This is a genomic window from Apibacter sp. ESL0404 (assembly GCF_019469245.1).
In the GTDB taxonomy this organism is placed as follows: domain Bacteria; phylum Bacteroidota; class Bacteroidia; order Flavobacteriales; family Weeksellaceae; genus Apibacter.
Map to the genome: position 1 here is coordinate 1,119,464 of NZ_CP048267.1, position 19,364 is coordinate 1,138,827.

Annotated in this window: 17 protein-coding genes; 14 read left to right on the forward strand and 3 right to left on the reverse strand. The window is 31.0% G+C overall.

Annotated features, from left to right (window positions below; genetic code table 11):
* Window positions 1-102: 102 nt before the first annotated feature.
* Window positions 103-1,008 (reverse strand): TIGR01777 family oxidoreductase, encoded by a 906-nt coding sequence (locus tag GYM72_RS04715; RefSeq protein WP_220264897.1) that lies wholly within the window; start codon window positions 1,006-1,008, stop codon window positions 103-105.
* A gap of 248 nt (window positions 1,009-1,256) precedes the next feature.
* Here GYM72_RS04715 and GYM72_RS04720 point away from each other — a divergent pair, with 248 nt between their 5' ends.
* Both GYM72_RS04720 and GYM72_RS04725 read left to right on the forward strand, forming a co-directional pair.
* On the forward strand, window positions 1,257-1,799 hold the full coding sequence (locus GYM72_RS04720) for an RNA polymerase sigma factor (RefSeq protein ID WP_160542106.1): 543 nt from the start codon (window positions 1,257-1,259) through the stop codon (window positions 1,797-1,799).
* A 17-nt stretch (window positions 1,800-1,816) separates the two neighbouring features.
* Window positions 1,817-2,440, forward strand: a complete 624-nt coding sequence (locus GYM72_RS04725; protein ID WP_220264898.1) for a hypothetical protein — start codon at window positions 1,817-1,819, stop codon at window positions 2,438-2,440.
* Between the two features lie 37 nt (window positions 2,441-2,477).
* Here the strand turns inward: GYM72_RS04725 and GYM72_RS04730 are convergent, their stop codons facing one another.
* Complete coding sequence (locus GYM72_RS04730) at window positions 2,478-3,176, reverse strand: ABC transporter ATP-binding protein (protein ID WP_105297586.1); 699 nt, start codon at window positions 3,174-3,176, stop codon at window positions 2,478-2,480.
* A 93-nt stretch (window positions 3,177-3,269) separates the two neighbouring features.
* On the opposite strand from GYM72_RS04730, the gene GYM72_RS04735 reads away from it, so the two are divergent.
* The 9 genes from GYM72_RS04735 (at window position 3,270) to GYM72_RS04775 (ending at window position 16,269) form a co-directional block, all read left to right on the forward strand.
* On the forward strand, window positions 3,270-4,097 hold the full coding sequence (locus GYM72_RS04735) for a prephenate dehydratase (protein ID WP_220234318.1): 828 nt from the start codon (window positions 3,270-3,272) through the stop codon (window positions 4,095-4,097).
* Window positions 4,098-4,099: 2 nt separating this feature from the next.
* On the forward strand, window positions 4,100-4,555 hold the full coding sequence (locus GYM72_RS04740; RefSeq protein WP_160542103.1) for a CvpA family protein: 456 nt from the start codon (window positions 4,100-4,102) through the stop codon (window positions 4,553-4,555).
* Window positions 4,555-6,405 carry a DUF3413 domain-containing protein gene (locus GYM72_RS04745; protein WP_220264899.1) on the forward strand — a complete coding sequence of 617 codons (1,851 nt, stop codon included), beginning with the start codon at window positions 4,555-4,557 and terminating at the stop codon, window positions 6,403-6,405. Before GYM72_RS04740 ends, GYM72_RS04745 begins: the two co-directional genes overlap by 1 nt.
* Window positions 6,406-6,639: 234 nt before the next feature.
* On the forward strand, window positions 6,640-7,719 hold the full coding sequence (prfA, locus tag GYM72_RS04750) for a peptide chain release factor 1 (RefSeq protein ID WP_105297590.1): 1,080 nt from the start codon (window positions 6,640-6,642) through the stop codon (window positions 7,717-7,719).
* Window positions 7,720-8,049: 330 nt separating this feature from the next.
* Window positions 8,050-10,875 carry a DNA polymerase I gene (gene polA / locus GYM72_RS04755; RefSeq protein ID WP_220264900.1) on the forward strand — a complete coding sequence of 942 codons (2,826 nt, stop codon included), beginning with the start codon at window positions 8,050-8,052 and terminating at the stop codon, window positions 10,873-10,875.
* 57 nt (window positions 10,876-10,932) lie between these two features.
* Window positions 10,933-11,721: a peptidoglycan editing factor PgeF gene (pgeF, locus tag GYM72_RS04760; protein WP_220264901.1), complete on the forward strand. Its 789-nt coding sequence runs from the start codon at window positions 10,933-10,935 to the stop codon at window positions 11,719-11,721.
* Between the two features lie 52 nt (window positions 11,722-11,773).
* A complete protein-coding gene (locus GYM72_RS04765) occupies window positions 11,774-12,478 on the forward strand; it encodes a hypothetical protein (protein ID WP_220264902.1) in 705 nt (234 codons plus the stop codon).
* Between the two features lie 331 nt (window positions 12,479-12,809).
* Window positions 12,810-14,378, forward strand: coding sequence for a BamA/TamA family outer membrane protein (locus tag GYM72_RS04770; protein ID WP_220264903.1), 1,569 nt, complete (start codon window positions 12,810-12,812; stop codon window positions 14,376-14,378).
* A gap of 49 nt (window positions 14,379-14,427) precedes the next feature.
* Window positions 14,428-16,269 (forward strand): ABC transporter ATP-binding protein, encoded by a 1,842-nt coding sequence (locus GYM72_RS04775; RefSeq protein ID WP_160542097.1) that lies wholly within the window; start codon window positions 14,428-14,430, stop codon window positions 16,267-16,269.
* Window positions 16,270-16,369: 100 nt separating this feature from the next.
* Here GYM72_RS04775 and GYM72_RS04780 read toward each other — a convergent pair whose 3' ends face one another.
* A complete protein-coding gene (locus tag GYM72_RS04780; RefSeq protein WP_160566165.1) occupies window positions 16,370-16,753 on the reverse strand; it encodes a Spy/CpxP family protein refolding chaperone in 384 nt (127 codons plus the stop codon).
* 317 nt (window positions 16,754-17,070) lie between these two features.
* On the opposite strand from GYM72_RS04780, the gene GYM72_RS04785 reads away from it, so the two are divergent.
* Genes GYM72_RS04785 through GYM72_RS04795 form a run of 3 tightly spaced genes read left to right on the forward strand, consistent with a single transcriptional unit; the run spans window position 17,071 to window position 19,331 of the window.
* Window positions 17,071-17,847: a ParA family protein gene (locus tag GYM72_RS04785; protein ID WP_220264904.1), complete on the forward strand. Its 777-nt coding sequence runs from the start codon at window positions 17,071-17,073 to the stop codon at window positions 17,845-17,847.
* 3 nt (window positions 17,848-17,850) lie between these two features.
* Complete coding sequence (locus tag GYM72_RS04790; RefSeq protein ID WP_105297598.1) at window positions 17,851-18,735, forward strand: ParB/RepB/Spo0J family partition protein; 885 nt, start codon at window positions 17,851-17,853, stop codon at window positions 18,733-18,735.
* A complete protein-coding gene (locus GYM72_RS04795; RefSeq protein WP_220264905.1) occupies window positions 18,732-19,331 on the forward strand; it encodes a DUF5683 domain-containing protein in 600 nt (199 codons plus the stop codon). The genes GYM72_RS04790 and GYM72_RS04795 overlap by 4 nt, the downstream gene beginning before the upstream one ends.
* The last annotated feature ends 33 nt before the right edge of the window (window positions 19,332-19,364 follow it).

A 19,364-nucleotide genomic window follows, 5' to 3' on the forward strand; every position in this document is an offset into this window, starting at 1 on the left:
TATAAAAATTTATAATTGAGCACAAACTTTTTGTATGAAAAGACTGCCACTTCTTTTAAACCTTTATCTACCACAAACGTTATTCTTTAAACTATATTAAAACTATAATAAAGAATCTAAAGCACTATCTAAATCGGGATACTTAAATGTAAATCCGGCTGTGCGAATTTTCTCCGATGAAATTCTGCTGCCTTCCAATAAAAGTGTAGACACTTCACCAAATAACCAGCGCAGTATAAAACCGGGCACATTAGGTAAAAAAAGAGGTTTATTTAACTTTCGTGCAATAGCAATGGTTAAATCTTTGTTTGTTGTGTAGGAAGGAGCCACCGCATTGTAAGTACCTTGTAAACCTTCATTTACCAAAACATATTTATATATAGAACATAAATCATCAATATGTATCCATGGAATATACTGTTTTCCAGAACCGAGACAGGCGCCTACATAATAATTTACCATTTTTTTAATTTTATATAAAATGCCTTTTTTATTTTTAGATATGGATATACCTGTCCTTATTTTTACAACTCTGTCGGCTACGCCTTCCGATAAAAATTCATCAGCTGCTGATTCCCATTGAAAACATACCTCACTTAAAAAATCATTACCCTTAGAATCTGTTTCTTTATATATCTTGTCTGAAGTGGTATTGCCATAATAGCCGGAAGCCGAACCACTGATAAAGGTGAGTATTTTTTGATTCCTATCCTTTAGAGTTTTTAAAATAAGTTTGGCCGAATCTACACGGCTGGAAAGTATAACTTTTTTTCTTTCATCCGACCATCTTTCATCGGCAATACCTGCACCGGCTAGATGAATAATATGTTTAACTCCCTCCAAAGCGTTGGTATCCAAATATTGCTTTTCAATATCCCATTCATATTCATTCGGTTTGGTTTTTTTTCTGGTAAGATAACGGAGAGAGTAATTTTTTAAGAGTGTCGATAATTGGTTGGCAACCGCTCCGTGGGCTCCGGTTATTAGTATAATTTCTTTTTCTTCCATTTTTTAGTATTTAACGGTAATCGTTGTAATTGCGATAACAAAATTATATGCTGCTAGTTATCAAACTATTATATCAAATAACAGGCCGTTGGTTTAATCCCATAGTTTATTTTATATATTTAAAAATAAAATCTTATTTTTTGAAATAACATTCCTTTAATAAAGAATATTTTTATTATAATGCATGAAATTATTAATTGAAATTAAACTTTTCTAATTTCTTATTGTCTTAATAATAAGGAATAAAAATGGACGAAACAGAACTTTTACTTCTTTTAGAAAAAGATGTTAACAGCGGATTCAGGCTGCTGGTAAAAAGGTATAGTCAACCCATATATTGGCATATACGTAAAATTGTCTATACTCATGCAGATGCAGACGATATAACTCAAAATGTATTTATTAAAGTTTTTCAAAATCTACCTGGATTTAAAAGAAATTCAAGTCTTAAAACCTGGATATACAAAATAGCAACTAATGAATCGCTGAATTTTATTAATAGTGCTGCTCAGAAAAAAAATATAAGAAGCGATGAATTAGTCATTCAGTTGTCTTCTCAACTCAAAGATGATAATTTTTTTGATGGAGATGAAATTCAATTCAAATTGCAACAAGCCATAGCCGAATTACCCGAAAAACAACGAATTGTATTTAATATGAAGTATTTTGACGATATAAAATATGAAGATATGTCTGAAATTCTGGAAACATCTGTAGGGGCTTTGAAGTCTTCCTATCACCATGCTTCTAAAAAAGTTGAACAATTTCTTTTAGCCAATATTGAAAAATAGTTTATTTAAAACCTTATATGAATAACGTCAATAAAAATAAATCTACTCCTTTCCAAACCCCTGAAAATTATTTTGCTCAGTTGGAGAAACATATTGTTTCCAAATCGTTAATTAATAACCCTTCAGAGTCTCCCTACAGAATTCCAAATAACTATTTTGAAAATTTAGACAAGAAAATTGTATCAAATACGATTGAAAAAATAATTCCTGAAAAGCCAAAAATTTTTACTTTATTTTCTAGAAAAATATATTGGATTCCGGCAGCAGCCTGTTTATTTTTCGCTGTAATGGTGGGAATATATAGTACTAAAAATCAATACACTACTGATTCTTCGATAACAAGTGCTAACTTAGAAAATCAAAACCATTTAGCTCTAACAGATGATTTATATGCACCTAAACCGTCGGATTCGTTTATACCATCTTCCGGTTCAACGTCCAATATTCATAAAACCACTAATAATATTCCTAAACGTTCACCTAAAAGAATTCCCAAAAAAATGGAATCTAGTAAAGATAAAATGATTGAACAAGAGATGATTTCTTCTTCAAATGTTATCTATGATTTGTATTTTACCAATGAAGAAACTACCAATTTATACGATGAAGAAACATCACAGGATAGTTTTGTTTTATTTTAGAAAAAGTAAAGTTGTTATTTTTTCAATAGTTAATGAATTAATGATGGGTATATTCGAAAAAAGCTTCTTCCAAACTTAAATATTTACCTTTAAAATCCTCAATGCTTCTATCTTGAATAATAGATCCTTTATTTAAAAGTATGACTCTTGAACATAAGGCTTCAACCTCTTGCATAATGTGAGTAGATAAAATAACGGTTTTCTTTTTACCTAATTCCTGAATTAATTGCCTGATTTCAATAATTTGATTGGGATCCAAGCCATTAGTCGGCTCATCTAAAATTAAAATTTCAGGATCAAAGAGAATTGCTTGTGCCAGTCCCACTCGTTGTTTATATCCTTTAGATAATTGACTGATTTTCTTATTTTGTTCCTTCTGTAGGCCCACCTTTTCAATAATGTCGGAGATCTCGCTTTTGGGAGTATGATGAATATCCGAAACAAAGCTTAAATACTCCTTAACATACATATCTAAATATAATGGATTATTTTCCGGAAGATAACCAATTAACGATTTGGTTTTATATGGGAACTCTTGATTATCCATACCATTGATCCAAATTTTTCCCCGGTCAAAAGATAACGATCCTGTAATTGACCGCATCATGGTTGTTTTACCTGCTCCATTTGGACCTAATAAGCCGACAATCTCACCTTTTTTTATTTCCAGAGAAATAGCATGTAAAGCAATTTGTCCTTTATAATGTTTAGATAGATTTTGTATTTTTACAGACATTTTATTTCTAGCTTGAACAAAGCTGTTCCATTAAATTTATGTAAATATAATTAATAAAAATAAAAAAAATTGGGTATTTAGTACCATTAATTTATGAAGTCAATATCAATACAAGGGATTAAAGGATCGTTTCATCATGAAGCCGTAAACCGTTTTTTTCAAAATGAAAAAGTGGAAATAATTGATAGTCCTACATTTAAAACCGTAGTAAGGGATGTAATTAATGGGAAAGCAAACTATGGAATGATGGCCATAGAAAATTCAATAGCGGGAGCTATTTTACCCAATTATAGTTTAATTACCAAACACGGGTTACACATAGTCGGTGAGGTGGTCTTACCGATTAAACATCATTTATTAGCATTACCGGGAGAAACATTAGATTCTATTTCTGAAGTTAGAACCCATCCTATGGCTTTATTACAATGTGAAAATTTTCTTGAAAAATATCCTGATTGGAAATTATTATCTAAAGACGATACCGCAACTTGTGCATACAACATTCATAGTAAGAAAATGAAAGGTATAGCGACTATTGGCTCAAAATTGGCAGCAGAAATGTATCATTTGCAAGTATTGGCTGAAAATATTCATGATGTTTCTGACAATTACACCCGTTTTTATTTATTATCTCCTCAAACGGAAAAAGTTGAAAATTTTACGAAAGCATCCTTATACTTCACTACAGATCATACAATGGGCAGTTTAGCAAAAGTTTTAAATATTCTTGCAAACTATCAAATGAATATCACTAAAATACAATCTGTGCCTTTATCAGGATCGGTTTTCCAATATTCTTTTCATGCGGATATTATTACTCCCGGAGGAAATGATGACAATTACCGCAGGGCGTTGGAAGAGATAAAAAATAATACCAATTTTTTACATATCTTAGGGGAGTATAAGGAAGATAAAATTTAAAAATGAACTATGAATATATTTTATTGGGAGGCACTCTAATCGGTGCAATTATAGGATATATTAAAGGCTTTCTAAAACAAATTTCTTCAATCGCAGGACTCACGGTCGGATATTTATTTTCTTCTCTGTTTTTATCTCAAATGCATCACATTTTATTACAAAATAAAATAATTTCAGAAGAAACATCGACATGGGTTAGCTATGTCTGCGTTTTTATCATTTTATTTATAAGTATTCTATTTTTATCCCGAATTATTGAAAAAATTTTAAAAAAATTAGGTTTAGGTTTCACTAACCAACTAGCAGGAATGGCATTGGGTGCTTTAAAATATTTCTTACTAATAATGATGATTTATTGTTTTTTATACTATTTAAATATATTAACTGAAGAAAATTGTTCTATTAATTTATTAAATTTTGTATCTTTATTCAAAACTGTTGTTTTTAAATATATATAATGAAAATTAATTTGTTTAGTAAACAATTATGTTTAGCCAATTTTTTTAATTTTTTACTGGTAATTTTTTTAGGGATTAAATATTTAAAATATACCGAAAATTTAAGCGGATTCATTACATATTTTTATATATTTTCTTCACTTATTACACATTTTTTTATTCTTAATTGTGTTCCACTGTTACTGAGTCTTTTATTCTTATTTTTTACCAAATCAAAATTACTATCTAAACTTATTTTTAGCTTACTCTCTATTCTTATTATACTATATCTGCAAATAGATATACTGGTATTTAGCCAATTTAGGTATCATTTATCCCCTATAGTATATAAATTAGTCTTTGGAAAAAGAGCTACAGATATTTTTCATTTTTCAACTATAAATACTACCATTGCAATACTTTACCTAATAGGACTTATTTTACTTGAGATACTAATACTGTATTTTTCTTCCAAACTATCCAAAAAATTACCTAATTTAAAAATTAAGCTAATCTTAGTGATTGTAGGATTTTTATTAGTTTGTACAAACTTGATATATGCTTGGGCTGATGCGAGTCGATACAGGCCTATTGCTCAAATGAAAAATATATATCCTGTCTTCTATCCGTTAACCTCTGAATCACTTTTTCGCAAACTTAATTTAATTAATAAACAAGAAATTGAAAAAAATACTTTACTTAGTCGCTCGTACTCAAAATCATTGATCAATTATCCTTTAAAGCCCATTCTATCTGAAAATAGCCAAAAAAAGAATATAATTTTCATAGTAATAGACTCATGGAGATTTAATTGCATGACCGAAAATATAACTCCGCATATTTTTGAATTGTCCAAAAGATCACAAGTATTTCAAAACCATAAAAGCGGATCAAATATGACCACAGGAGGCATATTTTCGCTATTTTATGCCATACCTGCTACCTATTATGATAATTTTACAGGACTACAAGTATCTCCGGTTTTTTTCAATGAAATACTCAAGCAAGGCTATACATTATCAATTTTGTCCAGCTCAACGCTTGAAAATCCCCCTTTTAATAAAAATGTATTTTCAGGAATTCAAAATTTGAGACTGGAATCGAATGGAAATTCTCCCTCAGAAAGAGATAAAGACATTTATAATGAATGGATAAAATTTATAAACGGCTATGATTCAAAAGAAAATACTCCCTTTTTTAGCTTCTTATTTTTTGATTCTGCTCATGGCTTTGATTACCCTTCAGATTTTCCTGTTAAATTTAAACCGACCTTAGATGAAGTAAATTATATAGCCTTAAACGATGATTACAATCCAATCCCTTTTTATAACAGATATAAAAATTCATTAAATTATATTGATGGTCTCATCGGTAACATATTGAAAAAATTAGAAGAGAAAAAGCTCTTAGACTCTTCAATTGTAGTTATTACAGGGGACCACGGACAAGAATTTAATGACAATAAAAAAGGATATTGGCAACACGGAGGAAATTTTTCAGATTATCAAATTGGCACACCTCTAATTGTATTTGATGCTTCTAGACCGGCAAAAACTTATACTCATTTAACTTTACATTATGATATTATTCCAACGCTTATGAATACCGTTTTGGGGGTTACAAATCACTATTACGATTATAGCGTAGGCCAAAATTTATATGATTGCAAGAATAGAAATTGGTTTATCTGCGGGTATAATCAAAAATATGCTATCATTGAAAAAAATATGATAATTAATGTTTTTTCCTCGGGAATGTATGATGTTGTCGATAAAAAATTAAATCCGGTAAATGAAAATACCGTTGATTTTAGTGTAATTAAAGATGCGGTAATTGAAAATTCACGTTTTTACCATACATCCAAAAAATAGTAGTTTTATTTGCTAAATAATGGAATTCTTAACAGAAAATTAAACAAAGAAAATATATTCAGAATAATTAATTAAACAACTGAACTTGCGGTTTAAGCGACTATCAAAGTATTTATGATTTAAAATACTAACTTGTAACTTTTAAAATAATTTTTAAAAAAATATATATAAAAGTAAGAAGCTGAAAATATTCTATCAAAGTTGTACATTTGCAAACTTAAACCATCAGTATATATGTCAGATTTAGTATCAAAATTAGAGGCTATTAAACAAAGATTTGATGAAGTATCAGATTTAATCATTCAACCGGATGTTATTTCAGACCAAAAAAGATATGCTCAACTAAACAAAGAATATAAAGACTTAAATAAAATAGTTGAAATCTATCATCAATACAAATCCTTACTTAATACAGTTTCAGATGCCGATGAAATTATTAAAGAAGGCATTGATCCTGATATGGTTGAATTGGCAAAAGAAGAAAAAAATGATGCCTTAGCCAAAATTCCTGAAATGGAAGAAAACATAAAATATATGTTAATTCCAAAAGATCCTGAAGACGACAAAAATATCACCGTTGAATTAAGAGCCGGAACGGGTGGTGATGAATCGGCTATTTTTGTGGAAGACATTTTCCGAATGTATACCATGTATTGGAGACAAAAGGGTTGGAACTTTGAAGTAGTAGACGCTACGGAAGGTAGCGTTAAAGGATATAAAGAAATGATTATTAATGTTAGTGGAGAAGGAGCTTACGGAACCATGAAATTTGAATCGGGAGTACACCGAGTTCAAAGGGTTCCTGAAACCGAATCACAAGGAAGAGTACATACTTCGGCCATAACTGTAGCTGTTTTACCAGAAGCCGAAGAAGTAGATGTTGAAATTAATCCGGCGGATTTAGAATATCAAACCGCTCGATCTAGTGGAGCAGGAGGACAGAACGTTAATAAAGTAGAAACCAAAGTTCAGCTTACGCATAAGCCCACCGGAATAATGATTCAATGCCAGGTAGCACGTTCACAACATGCCAATAGAGAGATGGCGTTACAAATGCTTCGTAACAAATTATACGATATGAAGTTGCAAGAGCATCTTGATAAAATTTCGGCACACAGAAAAACGATGGTATCCACCGGAGACCGTTCGGCTAAAATTCGTACTTATAATTACCCGCAAGGTCGTGTAACGGATCATCGTATTAATAAATCCATCTATAATTTAGATAACTTTATGAATGGAGATATTGATGAAATGATTGAAGCGGTAAAAATTGCCGAAAATGCAGAAAAACTAAAAGGTCAAGAAGACTAAATTCTTACATAATAAGCTTTATATAATTCGCTATTAACTACCATTTTATCTTAACGAATTATATAAAGTTTATTATTTATAAATCATACTTAAAAGATACTATACTACTCTATAAAGTTCTATTTATCTGTTAAATAAATCCTTTACGTGTTAAATTTACTATCGATATTAATTATCGATATATTAGAATTTTATAGAATTTACTACTTTAAAATCAATATAAACATTTTTTCAATTAATAATTTTAAGGTTTTTCTTTTTACATTTTGCAACAAGTGTTAACTTCAAATATCTTATATTTGAAAATAAAAACACAGATAACCCTAAAGAATGACCAGTCTAGATTGCGATAAAAAACTATTTCTGATTGATGCCTATGCTCTTATATTCAGAGCTTATTATGCCTTTATAAAAAACCCGAGAATCAATTCTAAAGGGTTAAATACTTCCGCTATTTTCGGATTTACCAATACGCTTTTCGATTTAATGAAAAAAGAAAAGCCATCACATCTGGCAGTAGTTTTTGATGTGGGAGAAACGTTCCGTCATCAGGTCTATAAAGAATACAAAGCCAATCGGCAAGAAACACCGGAGGCTATACGCATAGCTGTTCCTTATATTCATAAACTGATGGAAGCATTACATATTCCTTGTCTTTGGAAAGAAGGGTACGAAGCCGATGATGTTATAGGAACTTTGGCAAAAAAAGCGGAAAAGGAGGGATATACAACCTATATGATGACATCGGATAAAGACTATGCGCAATTAGTTTCCGAAAATATCTTTGTTTTTAAACCGGCATCCAGAGGAAACGATATTGAAATTTGGGATGTAGAATCTGTTAAAGAAAAATTCGAAGTTAAAAATCCGTCTCAAGTTATTGACCTTTTGGGCATGATGGGAGACAGTGTAGACAATATACCCGGAATACCCGGTGTAGGCGAAAAAACGGCTAGACAATTTATTAAAGAATACGGAAGCATTGAAAACTTATTTGCTCATTCTTCTGAATTAAAAGGAAAAATGAGAGAAAAAGTGGAAGCAAATGAGGAACTAGGCCTTTTATCAAAAAAATTGGCAACCATTGATACTCATGTTCCTATCGAATTTAATTATGAAAGTTTAACGGTGGATCAGCCGAATGTTGATGAGGTCATTAAAATTTTTGAAGAATTAGAGTTTAGAAATATGATTACAAATTTTCAGAAAACGTATCATATTATCTCTGAAAGCGAATCTAATTTAGAAAAAAATTCTTCCGGTAAAGCTCCGGTAAATGGACAAAGATCGTTGTTTGATACAACCGATCAGGACATTGAAATGAAAGAAAGCGCCAACTGGAAAACTATTGAAAATACAGATCATCTCTATCAACTGACAGAAACGCCTGTGGCAGTAAAATTGTTGGTAGATAAGCTTTTAAAGCAAAAAATTGTATGCTTTGATACGGAAACTACTTCCACTGATTCCATGATCGCGGAATTAGTAGGCATTTCATTTTCGTATGAAAAGGCCAAAGGATACTATGTACCTTTTAGTACTAAGGACAAAGAAAAAACACAAGAATTTATAGAACTGCTCCGACCGGTTTTCGAAGATGAAAATATAGTTAAAGTAGGCCAAAACTTGAAGTATGATTGTAAAGTTTTAAGAAAATATAAGGTAGAAGTTAAAGGGGTACTTTTTGATACCATGATTGCGCATTACTTAATCAACCCAGATGCAAGGCATAATATGGACCTATTGGCTGAAACAGAGCTTAATTACAAGCCTGTTCCCATAGAATCTTTAATCGGAAAAAAAGGAAAAAATCAAAAATTGTTTTCTTCGGTTCCTATTGAATTGCAAAAAGAATATGCGGTTGAAGATTCTGATATTACCTTACAGCTTAAAGACAAATTTGAACCTCAACTCAAACATGATAATCTTAAAAAGCTTTTTGATGATATAGAAATGCCCTTAATGAAGGTGTTGGAAGACATGGAGTGGGAAGGTATCAATTTAGATATCAAAGCATTAGGCGAAATGTCTAAAGAATTAGTTGAAGACCTTTCAAAGTTAGAAAAAGAAATATATTCTCTAGCCGGAGAAGAATTTAATATCAGTTCACCCAAACAATTAGGAGATATTATTTTTGATAAATTAAAATTAGGTACTAAGCCCAGAAAAACTAAAACAGGTCAATATGCAACCGGCGAAGATGTTTTATTAAAGCTGGCGCATAAACATAAAATTATAGATTTATTATTAGATTACAGACAGCTGCAAAAATTAAAATCAACCTATGTTGATGCCCTACCCAATGAGGTAAATCCACAAACGGGAAGAGTACACACAACCTTTGCACAAACTGTAGCTGCTACCGGTCGTTTAGCTTCTAATAATCCCAATCTTCAAAATATTCCTATTAGAACCGAAAGAGGGCAAGAAGTACGTAAAGCCTTTATAGCAAAGGATTCTAAACATAAAATAATTTCTGCCGATTATTCTCAAATTGAATTGAGAATCATTGCAGCCATGAGTAAAGATCCCACCATGATCACTTCCTTTAAAAACGGTGAGGACTTCCATAGGGCTACTGCATCAAAAGTATTTAATGTACCTATGGATCAAGTGACTAAAGAGCAGCGCTCTCAAGCGAAAACGGTTAACTTTGGTATCATTTACGGAGTATCTGCATTCGGATTAAGTGAACAAACCGGATTATCTAGATCCGAATCTAAAAGTTTGATTGATGCTTATTATCAGGCTTATCCCGTTTTAAAAGAATACATTTCGGAACAAGTACAGATAGCACGAAAAAACGGATATGTAGAAACCTTATTGGGAAGAAGAAGATATTTGCCGGATATCCATTCCGGAAACAGCGTAGTGCGTTCTCATGCAGAAAGAAATGCAGTAAATGCGCCAATTCAGGGAACTGCAGCAGACGTAATTAAAATAGCCATGATACAAATTCACGAACTCTTGCAGGTAAGAAAATTTCAAACCAAACTTTTGTTACAAGTGCATGATGAATTGGTTTTCGACGCTCCCGATGAAGAAATTAAGGAAGTATCGACACTGATTAAAAATACAATGGAAAACTCCGTAAGAATGGAAGTTCCTTTAATAGTAGATGTTGGAGTGGGTCCCAATTGGCTGGAAGCCCATTAAGAATTTATATAGAACACTCTAGAATTGATGAGTTTATAAATATTCTCTTTTAACTATATGAATCTCCTGACATTTGATAATTTATCTGCATACAGAGAATTAACCCATTTTACAACTACAATCGAAGGCGGAGTAAGTGTCGGGAAGTATGCATCGTTCAATTTAGGAACAACCTCCGGGGATGATCCGAAAAATGTGATTGAAAACAGAAAAAGACTCTGTAATGAGATAGGTATTTCAACCCATAAATTATTTATACCTGTTCAAACTCACAGCAATCACGTGTTACTTATTGATCGTAATTTTTTAGATTTAGAAAGTGATAAACAATCTGAAATTCTTCAAAATAAAGATGCTTTACTGACTCAAGAAAAGAGAATTTGCATAGGAATAACTACAGCCGATTGTGTACCTATAATACTTTATGATCCTTTAACCCACACTTTGGCAGCCATCCATGCAGGATGGAGAGGAACCGTTAGCAAAATTGCTTTAAAAACTCTGTCGGAAATGGTACGTCTTTTTAATTGCAAACCTGAAAATATAAGAGTAGGAATTGGTCCGTGCATTTGCGCGAATTGTTTTGAAGTAGGAGATCATGTCATAGAAGATTTTATTAAAGAAGGTTTTGATAGTAATCTAATTAGTTTTAAAAATAAAGAAACCCGAAAATATCATATTGATCTTAGAAAAGCAAATCAGTTGCTACTGGAACAAGCAGGTTGTATCGCTCATCATATTGAAATAAAAAATTTATGTACGGTTACTCAACCTAATTTATTTTTTTCGGCAAGAAGGCAAACCATAAATTCCGGTAGAATGATAACCGGTGGTATTTTACGTTAATTTTTTATGAATTTATTAAAATATTATATAATTTTGTTAATAAATTTATAAAATGGATAAAAATATATCAGATAAACAAAATATAGGAAATACTATTGATAATATCGATAAAAAAGATAATGATCAAAAGAAGAAAAAAAATTCTGGATCCTTAAAGTATTTTTTAGTTACCCTATTAGGGTTAGTCTTAGTAGGTTTAGGATTTTATTACCATATCATCCAAGAGATATTTTACAGCTTTCTTTCTATAATTTTTATTGTAATTGTTTTGTCTTTAGGCTTGGGATGGGAATATTGGGTATTCACTCATTTTACTACCGATGAATTTACGCTCATTAAAAAAGAACAAAACAATACTTCTGATTCTTGGAAAAACTTGGAGGAAGAATTTAAATTATGGATAGCAAGTTCTGAACAAAAAATAAAGCAAGTAAGACAATTATCATTGCTTAATTATATGACAGCTATTGGATTGTTTATAATTTCCGCCCTTGTTTTATTAGTTAATTGGATCTATGATGTAAATCCATCACCTTCCGCCTATCAACAATTTAATCCCGCGCTTGCGTTGGCTATTATTTTACTTCTTTTTTCAATACTGTTTATGCTTCTTCATTGTATCAATCAAAAAGATAGTATAAAAAAACAAGAAAAGCTGGATCATACCATCCAATGGATTCTGTCACTTAAAACAGCCCATACTATAGGTAAAGAGCATATGTTAGAAATTATTAACTCAAATAACCTTAAATCTTAAAATTTTGATATATAACCTCTTACATTTTCTTTCAAATTTCAGTTAGTAAAAAATTCACAAAATATTTTACAATCTATTTAAAGGAAATGCATACATAACTATAATTAATTAGAAAGTATATAAGTATTTATATAGTTTATTACATGACGATTATACTAAAATATCTGTTATTTTCCCATTAATAGCATCATTTACAATGACGCCTACAAAAAACTAAAGAATTTTATTAAATAAAAATATAAAATAATTTAGATTTAAATTTGTACCTTACCATTGAGCTTTTTTGTTAGTATAACTCATGAAATTTAAGCTGCTCTATATTTATATAATTATGTTTCCCATTTTGCTTCATGGCCAAGTAGAAAAAAATTTCATTAAGATATATAATAATCAAAAACTATGGTTTTCAAAAACCTATTCTGAAAATAAAGTAGGTTCGATTTTAGATTCTTTAGTAGATCTAGGTTTTTATACCCTAAAACTGGATTCTTTAAAAAAAGATAAAAAAGAAACCTTAGTTTATATTAACAGAGGAAAATTTTATAAAAAAGTATGGGTACAATTAGACTCACTTTCGCAAGCGGCAATTACTAACAAAAATCATTTTCAAACAGATAATATTGATTCTTTAGCAGGAGTAATCCATTATTATTATATAAAAAAAGGCTATGCATTTAACCAAGTCCACACAAAATTATCCCTTGCAAATGAACCATTAGAAGCATCCATACATGTTGAACTTCATCAAAAAAGAATCATCAATTCATTTGTTTTAAACGGATATACCAAAATTCCTCGAGGAATAATAAAAGAATTAGAATATGGATTTCTTGGTAAAACCTACTCAGACGAGCGACTTAATGAAATTTCAGCTATGTTACAAGGAACAGCATTTATAGTAGAAGAAAAAAATCCGCAAGTATTATTCACTCCCGATTCTACCAAGATTTATTTATATTTGAAAAAAAGAAAAGCCAGTTCATTGGATGGAATGTTAGGCTTTGGTAATGACGAAAAAGGAAAATTCAAAGTCAACGGTCAACTGCAACTTTCTTTAGGTAATGTATTGAATTCATTTGAAACCATTAACTTAAATTGGTTGTCCACACCGGATAAATCTCAAAACTTTGAAGTTCAAGTCAACGTACCCTATCTTTTTAAATCTAAATTCGGATCGGAATCATCGTTAACTATATTTAAACAAGACAGCACCTATGCAACTATTCGCCTAAATGAACATATATATTATCAATATACCGTAAACCAACGGTTAGGTATAGAAGGATTATATGAAAACTCACGATATGTATCGGAATTAGATAATAATAACAACTTTTCCAAAACAGGATTAGGCATAAGTTATCAATACAAAGAAAGAAATGAAAATGAAATTTTAGGTCCTAAAAATTTATACTCTATAAAAGGAATTGCATATAGGAATATACCGGAAGATCGAAAAAATCTAACTGAATATAATGTAAGTGCTTCCATAGAGAAATTATTAAAATTATCTGCTTCTCATTATCTAAAACCGAAAATAAATGCTTCAACCTTACTGTCGGATACGTTGACAGTAAATGAATTATTTAAAATCGGTGGTTTGAAAACTATCCGCGGATTCAATGAACAATCCATTTATGCCAATGCGTATATCATTGGAAGTTTAGAATACAGATACGTTCCGTTTGAAGAACTGTATTTAAGTTTATTTACAGATGTTGCATGGATTGAGAATAAAAATCAAAATACAAGACCCTTTTTACTGGGAACCGGAGTAGGAATTAGCTTTTTAACACGTTTCGGGATTTTTTCATTGAACTATGCCGTTGGCAAATACGATTCTGAACCTGTAAATTTTTCAGATTCTAAAATTCATATTGGAATACAAGCTACTTTTTGACAAAATAGAATCGAATTTTTGTTTACCTTTGTATTAATCTCAAGGTAGCATGAAATCATTAAAAAAAATACTAAAAAAATTTGCCTCTCCCTACAGAAAAGAATTTATATTAGGAATTCTATTTAACGTTCTATATTCTTTATTTTCAATAGTTTCCGTTTTTTCCATTATGCCCATTTTGGAAATGCTTTTAGGAGGAAAAAATCAAATTTTAATTGAACAAACGAAAAAAGAAATGCAAGCCTCAACGGGTATGATGGCTGAGCTGAAATATAAATTTTATGTATTTTTAGATCATTCCCTTGAAGGAACCAATCCTAAAACGATTTTAGCTTATCTTTGTGTTACTGTTATAGTTTTATTTTTATTTAGAAATATTTTCAGATATTTAGCTCAATATTTTATTGTACTGTTACGAAGCGGAGTCTCCAAAGATTTGCGGGTTGCTATGTATGATAAAATCCTTACGCTTCCGGTTTCTTATTTCACTGATCGAAAAAAAGGGGATATTATGATACGACTTTCCGGAGATGTAGGAGAGGTGGAAGGCAATATTTTAACTTCTATTTTAGAGCTTTGGAGAACGCCTTTTTCCATTCTTTTTACTCTTATCGCTTTGATTACCATTAGTCCTTCGTTAACTTTAATAGCATTTATTGTTCTGCCTTTTATGGCGTGGATTATTTCCGCAATTGGAAAAAGTTTGAAAAAAGATGCTAAAAAGGGATTAGCCGAATCGGGTAATGTACTTTCAGTAATTGATGAAACCCTAAACGGAACTAAAATAATCAAAATTTTCAATGCCGAAGAATCCATGAAAAACAGATTTATGAATAGCGTTCTTAATCTCAGAAGGCTATCCATAAATATGATGAAAAAATATGAACTTGCTTCGCCCTCTTCTGAATTTTTAGGTTCTGTTGCCATGATTTTTATAACCTGGTACGGCGGAGTTCTTATTTTAGACGGTGAAGGTTTAAATCTTCCTTCCTTTTTAGTCTATATAGCCCTATTTTTTCAATTATTGGAACCGGCCAAAACCTTATCAACTTCCATCACGAATTTACATAAAGGTACGGCCTCTACAGATCGCTTGGTGGAAACATTAGAAACCAGCATACAGATTTACGAACCGGAACATGCCATAGAATTATCCGAAATAAAAGAAGGAATTCAACTGAAAAATATTAATTTCCAATATGTTGACGGACATCCCATTCTTCAAGATGTAAATTTATTTATTCCTAAAGGCAAAACAATTGCAGTAGTGGGACAAAGCGGTAGCGGTAAAACTACTTTAGCCAATTTAATTGCACGGTTTTATGACGTAGACAGCGGCGTGATCTATGTGGATGGTCATGATTTAAGAGATTTAAATTTAAAAGTTTACCGTAAATTACTGGGCATGGTTACCCAAGAATCCATATTATTCAATGATACCATTGCCAATAATATTAAATTAAGCAATCCAAATGCATCGATGCATGAAGTTATAGAAGCTGCTAAAGTTGCCAATGCACTGGAATTCATTGAGCAAATGCCGGAAGGTTTCGAAACAACCATTGGTGAAGGAGGCGGAAAATTATCGGGTGGACAAAAACAAAGAATTGCTATTGCCAGAGCTATATTGAAAAATCCACCTATCATGATTTTAGATGAAGCAACCTCTGCCTTAGATACCCAAAGTGAACGATTGGTACAAGATGCTTTAGATAATCTTATGTCTAACAGAACATCCCTGGTTATAGCTCATAGATTATCAACCATTGTCAATGCAGATATGATTGTGGTGATGGATAAAGGAAAAATAATGGAACAAGGAACTCATGCTGAATTATTGGAGAAAAATGGTATTTATAAAAAATTAATTGACATGCAAAATTTTTCTTAACTTTTTGATAATAATATATATACTATAAAATTAAAAAGAGCTTCTATCTAATAGAAGCACTTTTTAATTAAAATAAGAATTGTATTATATACTATTTTCTCTAGGAATGAAATTTTTTACCCTGTTTATGTAAATGCTTTTTATTATGCATATCCTCTTTAATTTTCTTAAGCTTTTGTCTTTGTTCTTCAGTAAAAACTTTATTTATTTCAGATTTTTTATCTTCCTTTAATTGATGAATTTGTTGACGCAATTCTTCTGACTTTTTCCTCAATTCATCTTCACGGCTTTTATATTTATCCTCAATTAAATTAATCTTTTTAATTTGATCTTCCGTTAAATTAAGTTCTTTAGCCATCCTATCCCTCATCTCTTTCACTTTTTCTTCTTTTTTATCATGATCCTTAGGATCCTCACATTTAGATTGTGTAAAAGCAAAAGTAGAGGAAAATACTAATGCTCCTACAAAAATTATTTTTTTCATATAACTTTAGATTTACAACTTTATTGACAAAGCATATTTTAAAAGGTTTAATTTAAAGTTATATATTCTAAACTATTTTTTTAATATATAATAAAGAGCAAACTTTTTAACTTGTAATACTTTTGCGATGAATGTTTAAAACCAAATAAAATTAAAATAAAGTTCAAAGTAAAATAATTAAATTAGAGAGAAAAAATAGCATAATAATACCAAAAAAATAGTCAATAACCTGCTATAAATCCCTCTAATGTTGATAATTTTTTCTGAATATACCGTTTAAAAATTGTATTTTTACAGCTTGAAATTTTATTATACTGATGGGAAAAATTATTGCTATAGCTAATCAAAAAGGAGGAGTTGGAAAGACCACCACAGCCGTAAATTTGGCTGCGGCCATAGGGGTGCTTGAAAAAAAAGTTTTACTCATCGATGCAGACCCTCAGGCAAATGCCAGTTCCGGATTAGGTATTAATATCGAAGAAGTAGAATATGGTACATATGAAGTGTTGGAACACAGTGCTTCTGCCAAAGATGCCATACAACCTTCTACTTCCCCAAATGTGGAATTAATACCGGCTCATATAGATCTTGTTGCTGCTGAAATTGAATTGGTTGACAAGGTTAATAGAGAATACATGTTAAAAAAAGCTTTAAAAGATATAAAAGATGAATATGACTTCATAATCATTGATTGTGCCCCGTCATTAGGATTAATTACTTTAAATGCTTTAACTGCTGCCGATTCTGTAATAATTCCCATCCAATGTGAATATTTCGCCTTAGAAGGTTTAGGAAAACTCCTTAATACGATAAACAGCGTGCAAAAACTGCACAATCCGGATCTAACTATTGAAGGGTTATTATTAACTATGTATGATGCCCGTTTACGTTTATCGAACCAAGTGGTAGAAGAAGTCAAAACTCATTTTCCGGATATGGTGTTTGACAGTCTCATACAAAGAAATGTGCGATTAAGCGAAGCTCCGAGTTTTGGCGAATCCATATTAAAATATGACGCAGAAAGCAAAGGTGCTATAAACTATATCTTACTTGCTGAAGAAGTATTAAATAAAAACAAGGCTGAAGTTAAATAAATTATGGCTATAGACAAAAAAAGAGCTATGGGTAGAGGTCTATCCGCAATCTTAAGTGAGAATTCTAAAAAAGTTAATTCTGCCGAAGAAAAAGGAGCAGAAGAATTAGTGGGTAACATTTTGGAAATTTCACTTGATGATATCATAACCAATCCCAATCAACCCAGAACTAATTTTGATCAAAAAGCATTAGATGAATTATCCATTTCTATTAAACAGTTAGGATTAATACAACCAATAACTGTTCGTAAAAATGGAGACAAATTCGATTTAATTTCGGGAGAAAGGAGATATCGCGCTTCCAAACAGGCCGGTTTAAAAAAATTACCTGCATTTGTTCGATTAGCTAACGATCAGGAACTTTTAGAAATGGCTTTAGTTGAAAATATTCAACGAAAAGATCTGGATCCTATCGAAATTGCCTTAAGCTTTGAAAAATTAATTGAAGAAATCAATATTACTCAAGAAAATTTGAGTAACAGAGTAGGGAAGGACAGAAGCACCATAACCAATTATTTAAGACTTTTAAAACTTTCTCCGATTATCCAAACGGGAATCCGAGACGGGATAATTTCCATGGGACATGGAAGGGCGCTCATATCCTTGGAAGAGCAAGAGAAACAATTATTTGTTTATGAAAAAATTGTACGTGAACAATTATCCGTAAGACAAACCGAAAGTTTCATTCGAACCTTTAAAAATCCTAAAAGCAAAAAAGTTTCCAAAGAAAAAGAATTACCCAATCATTTAAAAAAGGGTTTGAAAAATTTTGAGGATTATTTCGAAACAACTATTGAAATAAAGGCTACAGAAAAAGGAAAAGGAAAAATTATCATTAATTTTGATTCCACGGAAGAATTTGAAAGAATTCAGAAATTATTAGAATGATACAAAAGAAAATATTGGTTATACTTTCATTATTTCTTACTTGTTTTATTTTAGCGCAAAATCAAGAAACAAACCATGCCACCATTAGTGATGATGGCGTTATAATACGCAATATTAATCATACAGATTCACTTACTCAAACCATGTTGAGAAGCCCTCTGAAAGCTTCTTTATACTCTGCCATACTTCCCGGTTTAGGACAATTGTACAATAAAAAATATATTAAAGCTCCTATTGTGCTAGGGGTTATTGGTGCGGGGATCGGTTTTATAAAATACTACGACAATCGATATAATAAATATCACAAAGCCTATTTAGCGGAACTTAGCGGACAAAAGCATCGATTTTCAGATGTAGCAGGAATCAGTCCTAAAGTTTTAGCTAACGCTCAAGATTCGGAAAGGAGAAACAGGGATTATGCGATTGTGCTGACTTCTCTGGCTTATCTTTTAAATATTGTTGATGCCACCGTTGATGCTCATCTATCAATATTCGACAAAGATAAAGATCTTGCCGTACGACCTGTTATTATGGAAGACGCCGATACCTGGTTTACTAATCAAAAAGTAGGACTTTCATTTTGCTTGTCTTTTTAAAATGATTAATGTTTATAAAAAATAATATATATT

Coding starts and splice junctions, on each gene's coding strand:
- prfA (WP_105297590.1), top strand. CDS start 6,640: ATGTCAGATTTAGTATCAAAATTAGAGGCTATTAAACAAAGATTTGAT.
- GYM72_RS04780 (WP_160566165.1), bottom strand. CDS start 16,753: ATGAAAAAAATAATTTTTGTAGGAGCATTAGTATTTTCCTCTACTTTT.
- GYM72_RS04730 (WP_105297586.1), bottom strand. CDS start 3,176: ATGTCTGTAAAAATACAAAATCTATCTAAACATTATAAAGGACAAATT.
- pgeF (WP_220264901.1), top strand. CDS start 10,933: ATGAATCTCCTGACATTTGATAATTTATCTGCATACAGAGAATTAACC.
- GYM72_RS04795 (WP_220264905.1), top strand. CDS start 18,732: ATGATACAAAAGAAAATATTGGTTATACTTTCATTATTTCTTACTTGT.
- GYM72_RS04770 (WP_220264903.1), top strand. CDS start 12,810: ATGTTTCCCATTTTGCTTCATGGCCAAGTAGAAAAAAATTTCATTAAG.
- GYM72_RS04785 (WP_220264904.1), top strand. CDS start 17,071: ATGGGAAAAATTATTGCTATAGCTAATCAAAAAGGAGGAGTTGGAAAG.
- polA (WP_220264900.1), top strand. CDS start 8,050: ATGACCAGTCTAGATTGCGATAAAAAACTATTTCTGATTGATGCCTAT.
- GYM72_RS04775 (WP_160542097.1), top strand. CDS start 14,428: ATGAAATCATTAAAAAAAATACTAAAAAAATTTGCCTCTCCCTACAGA.
- GYM72_RS04765 (WP_220264902.1), top strand. CDS start 11,774: ATGGATAAAAATATATCAGATAAACAAAATATAGGAAATACTATTGAT.
- GYM72_RS04745 (WP_220264899.1), top strand. CDS start 4,555: ATGAAAATTAATTTGTTTAGTAAACAATTATGTTTAGCCAATTTTTTT.
- GYM72_RS04725 (WP_220264898.1), top strand. CDS start 1,817: ATGAATAACGTCAATAAAAATAAATCTACTCCTTTCCAAACCCCTGAA.
- GYM72_RS04740 (WP_160542103.1), top strand. CDS start 4,100: ATGAACTATGAATATATTTTATTGGGAGGCACTCTAATCGGTGCAATT.
- GYM72_RS04735 (WP_220234318.1), top strand. CDS start 3,270: ATGAAGTCAATATCAATACAAGGGATTAAAGGATCGTTTCATCATGAA.
- GYM72_RS04715 (WP_220264897.1), bottom strand. CDS start 1,008: ATGGAAGAAAAAGAAATTATACTAATAACCGGAGCCCACGGAGCGGTT.
- GYM72_RS04790 (WP_105297598.1), top strand. CDS start 17,851: ATGGCTATAGACAAAAAAAGAGCTATGGGTAGAGGTCTATCCGCAATC.
- GYM72_RS04720 (WP_160542106.1), top strand. CDS start 1,257: ATGGACGAAACAGAACTTTTACTTCTTTTAGAAAAAGATGTTAACAGC.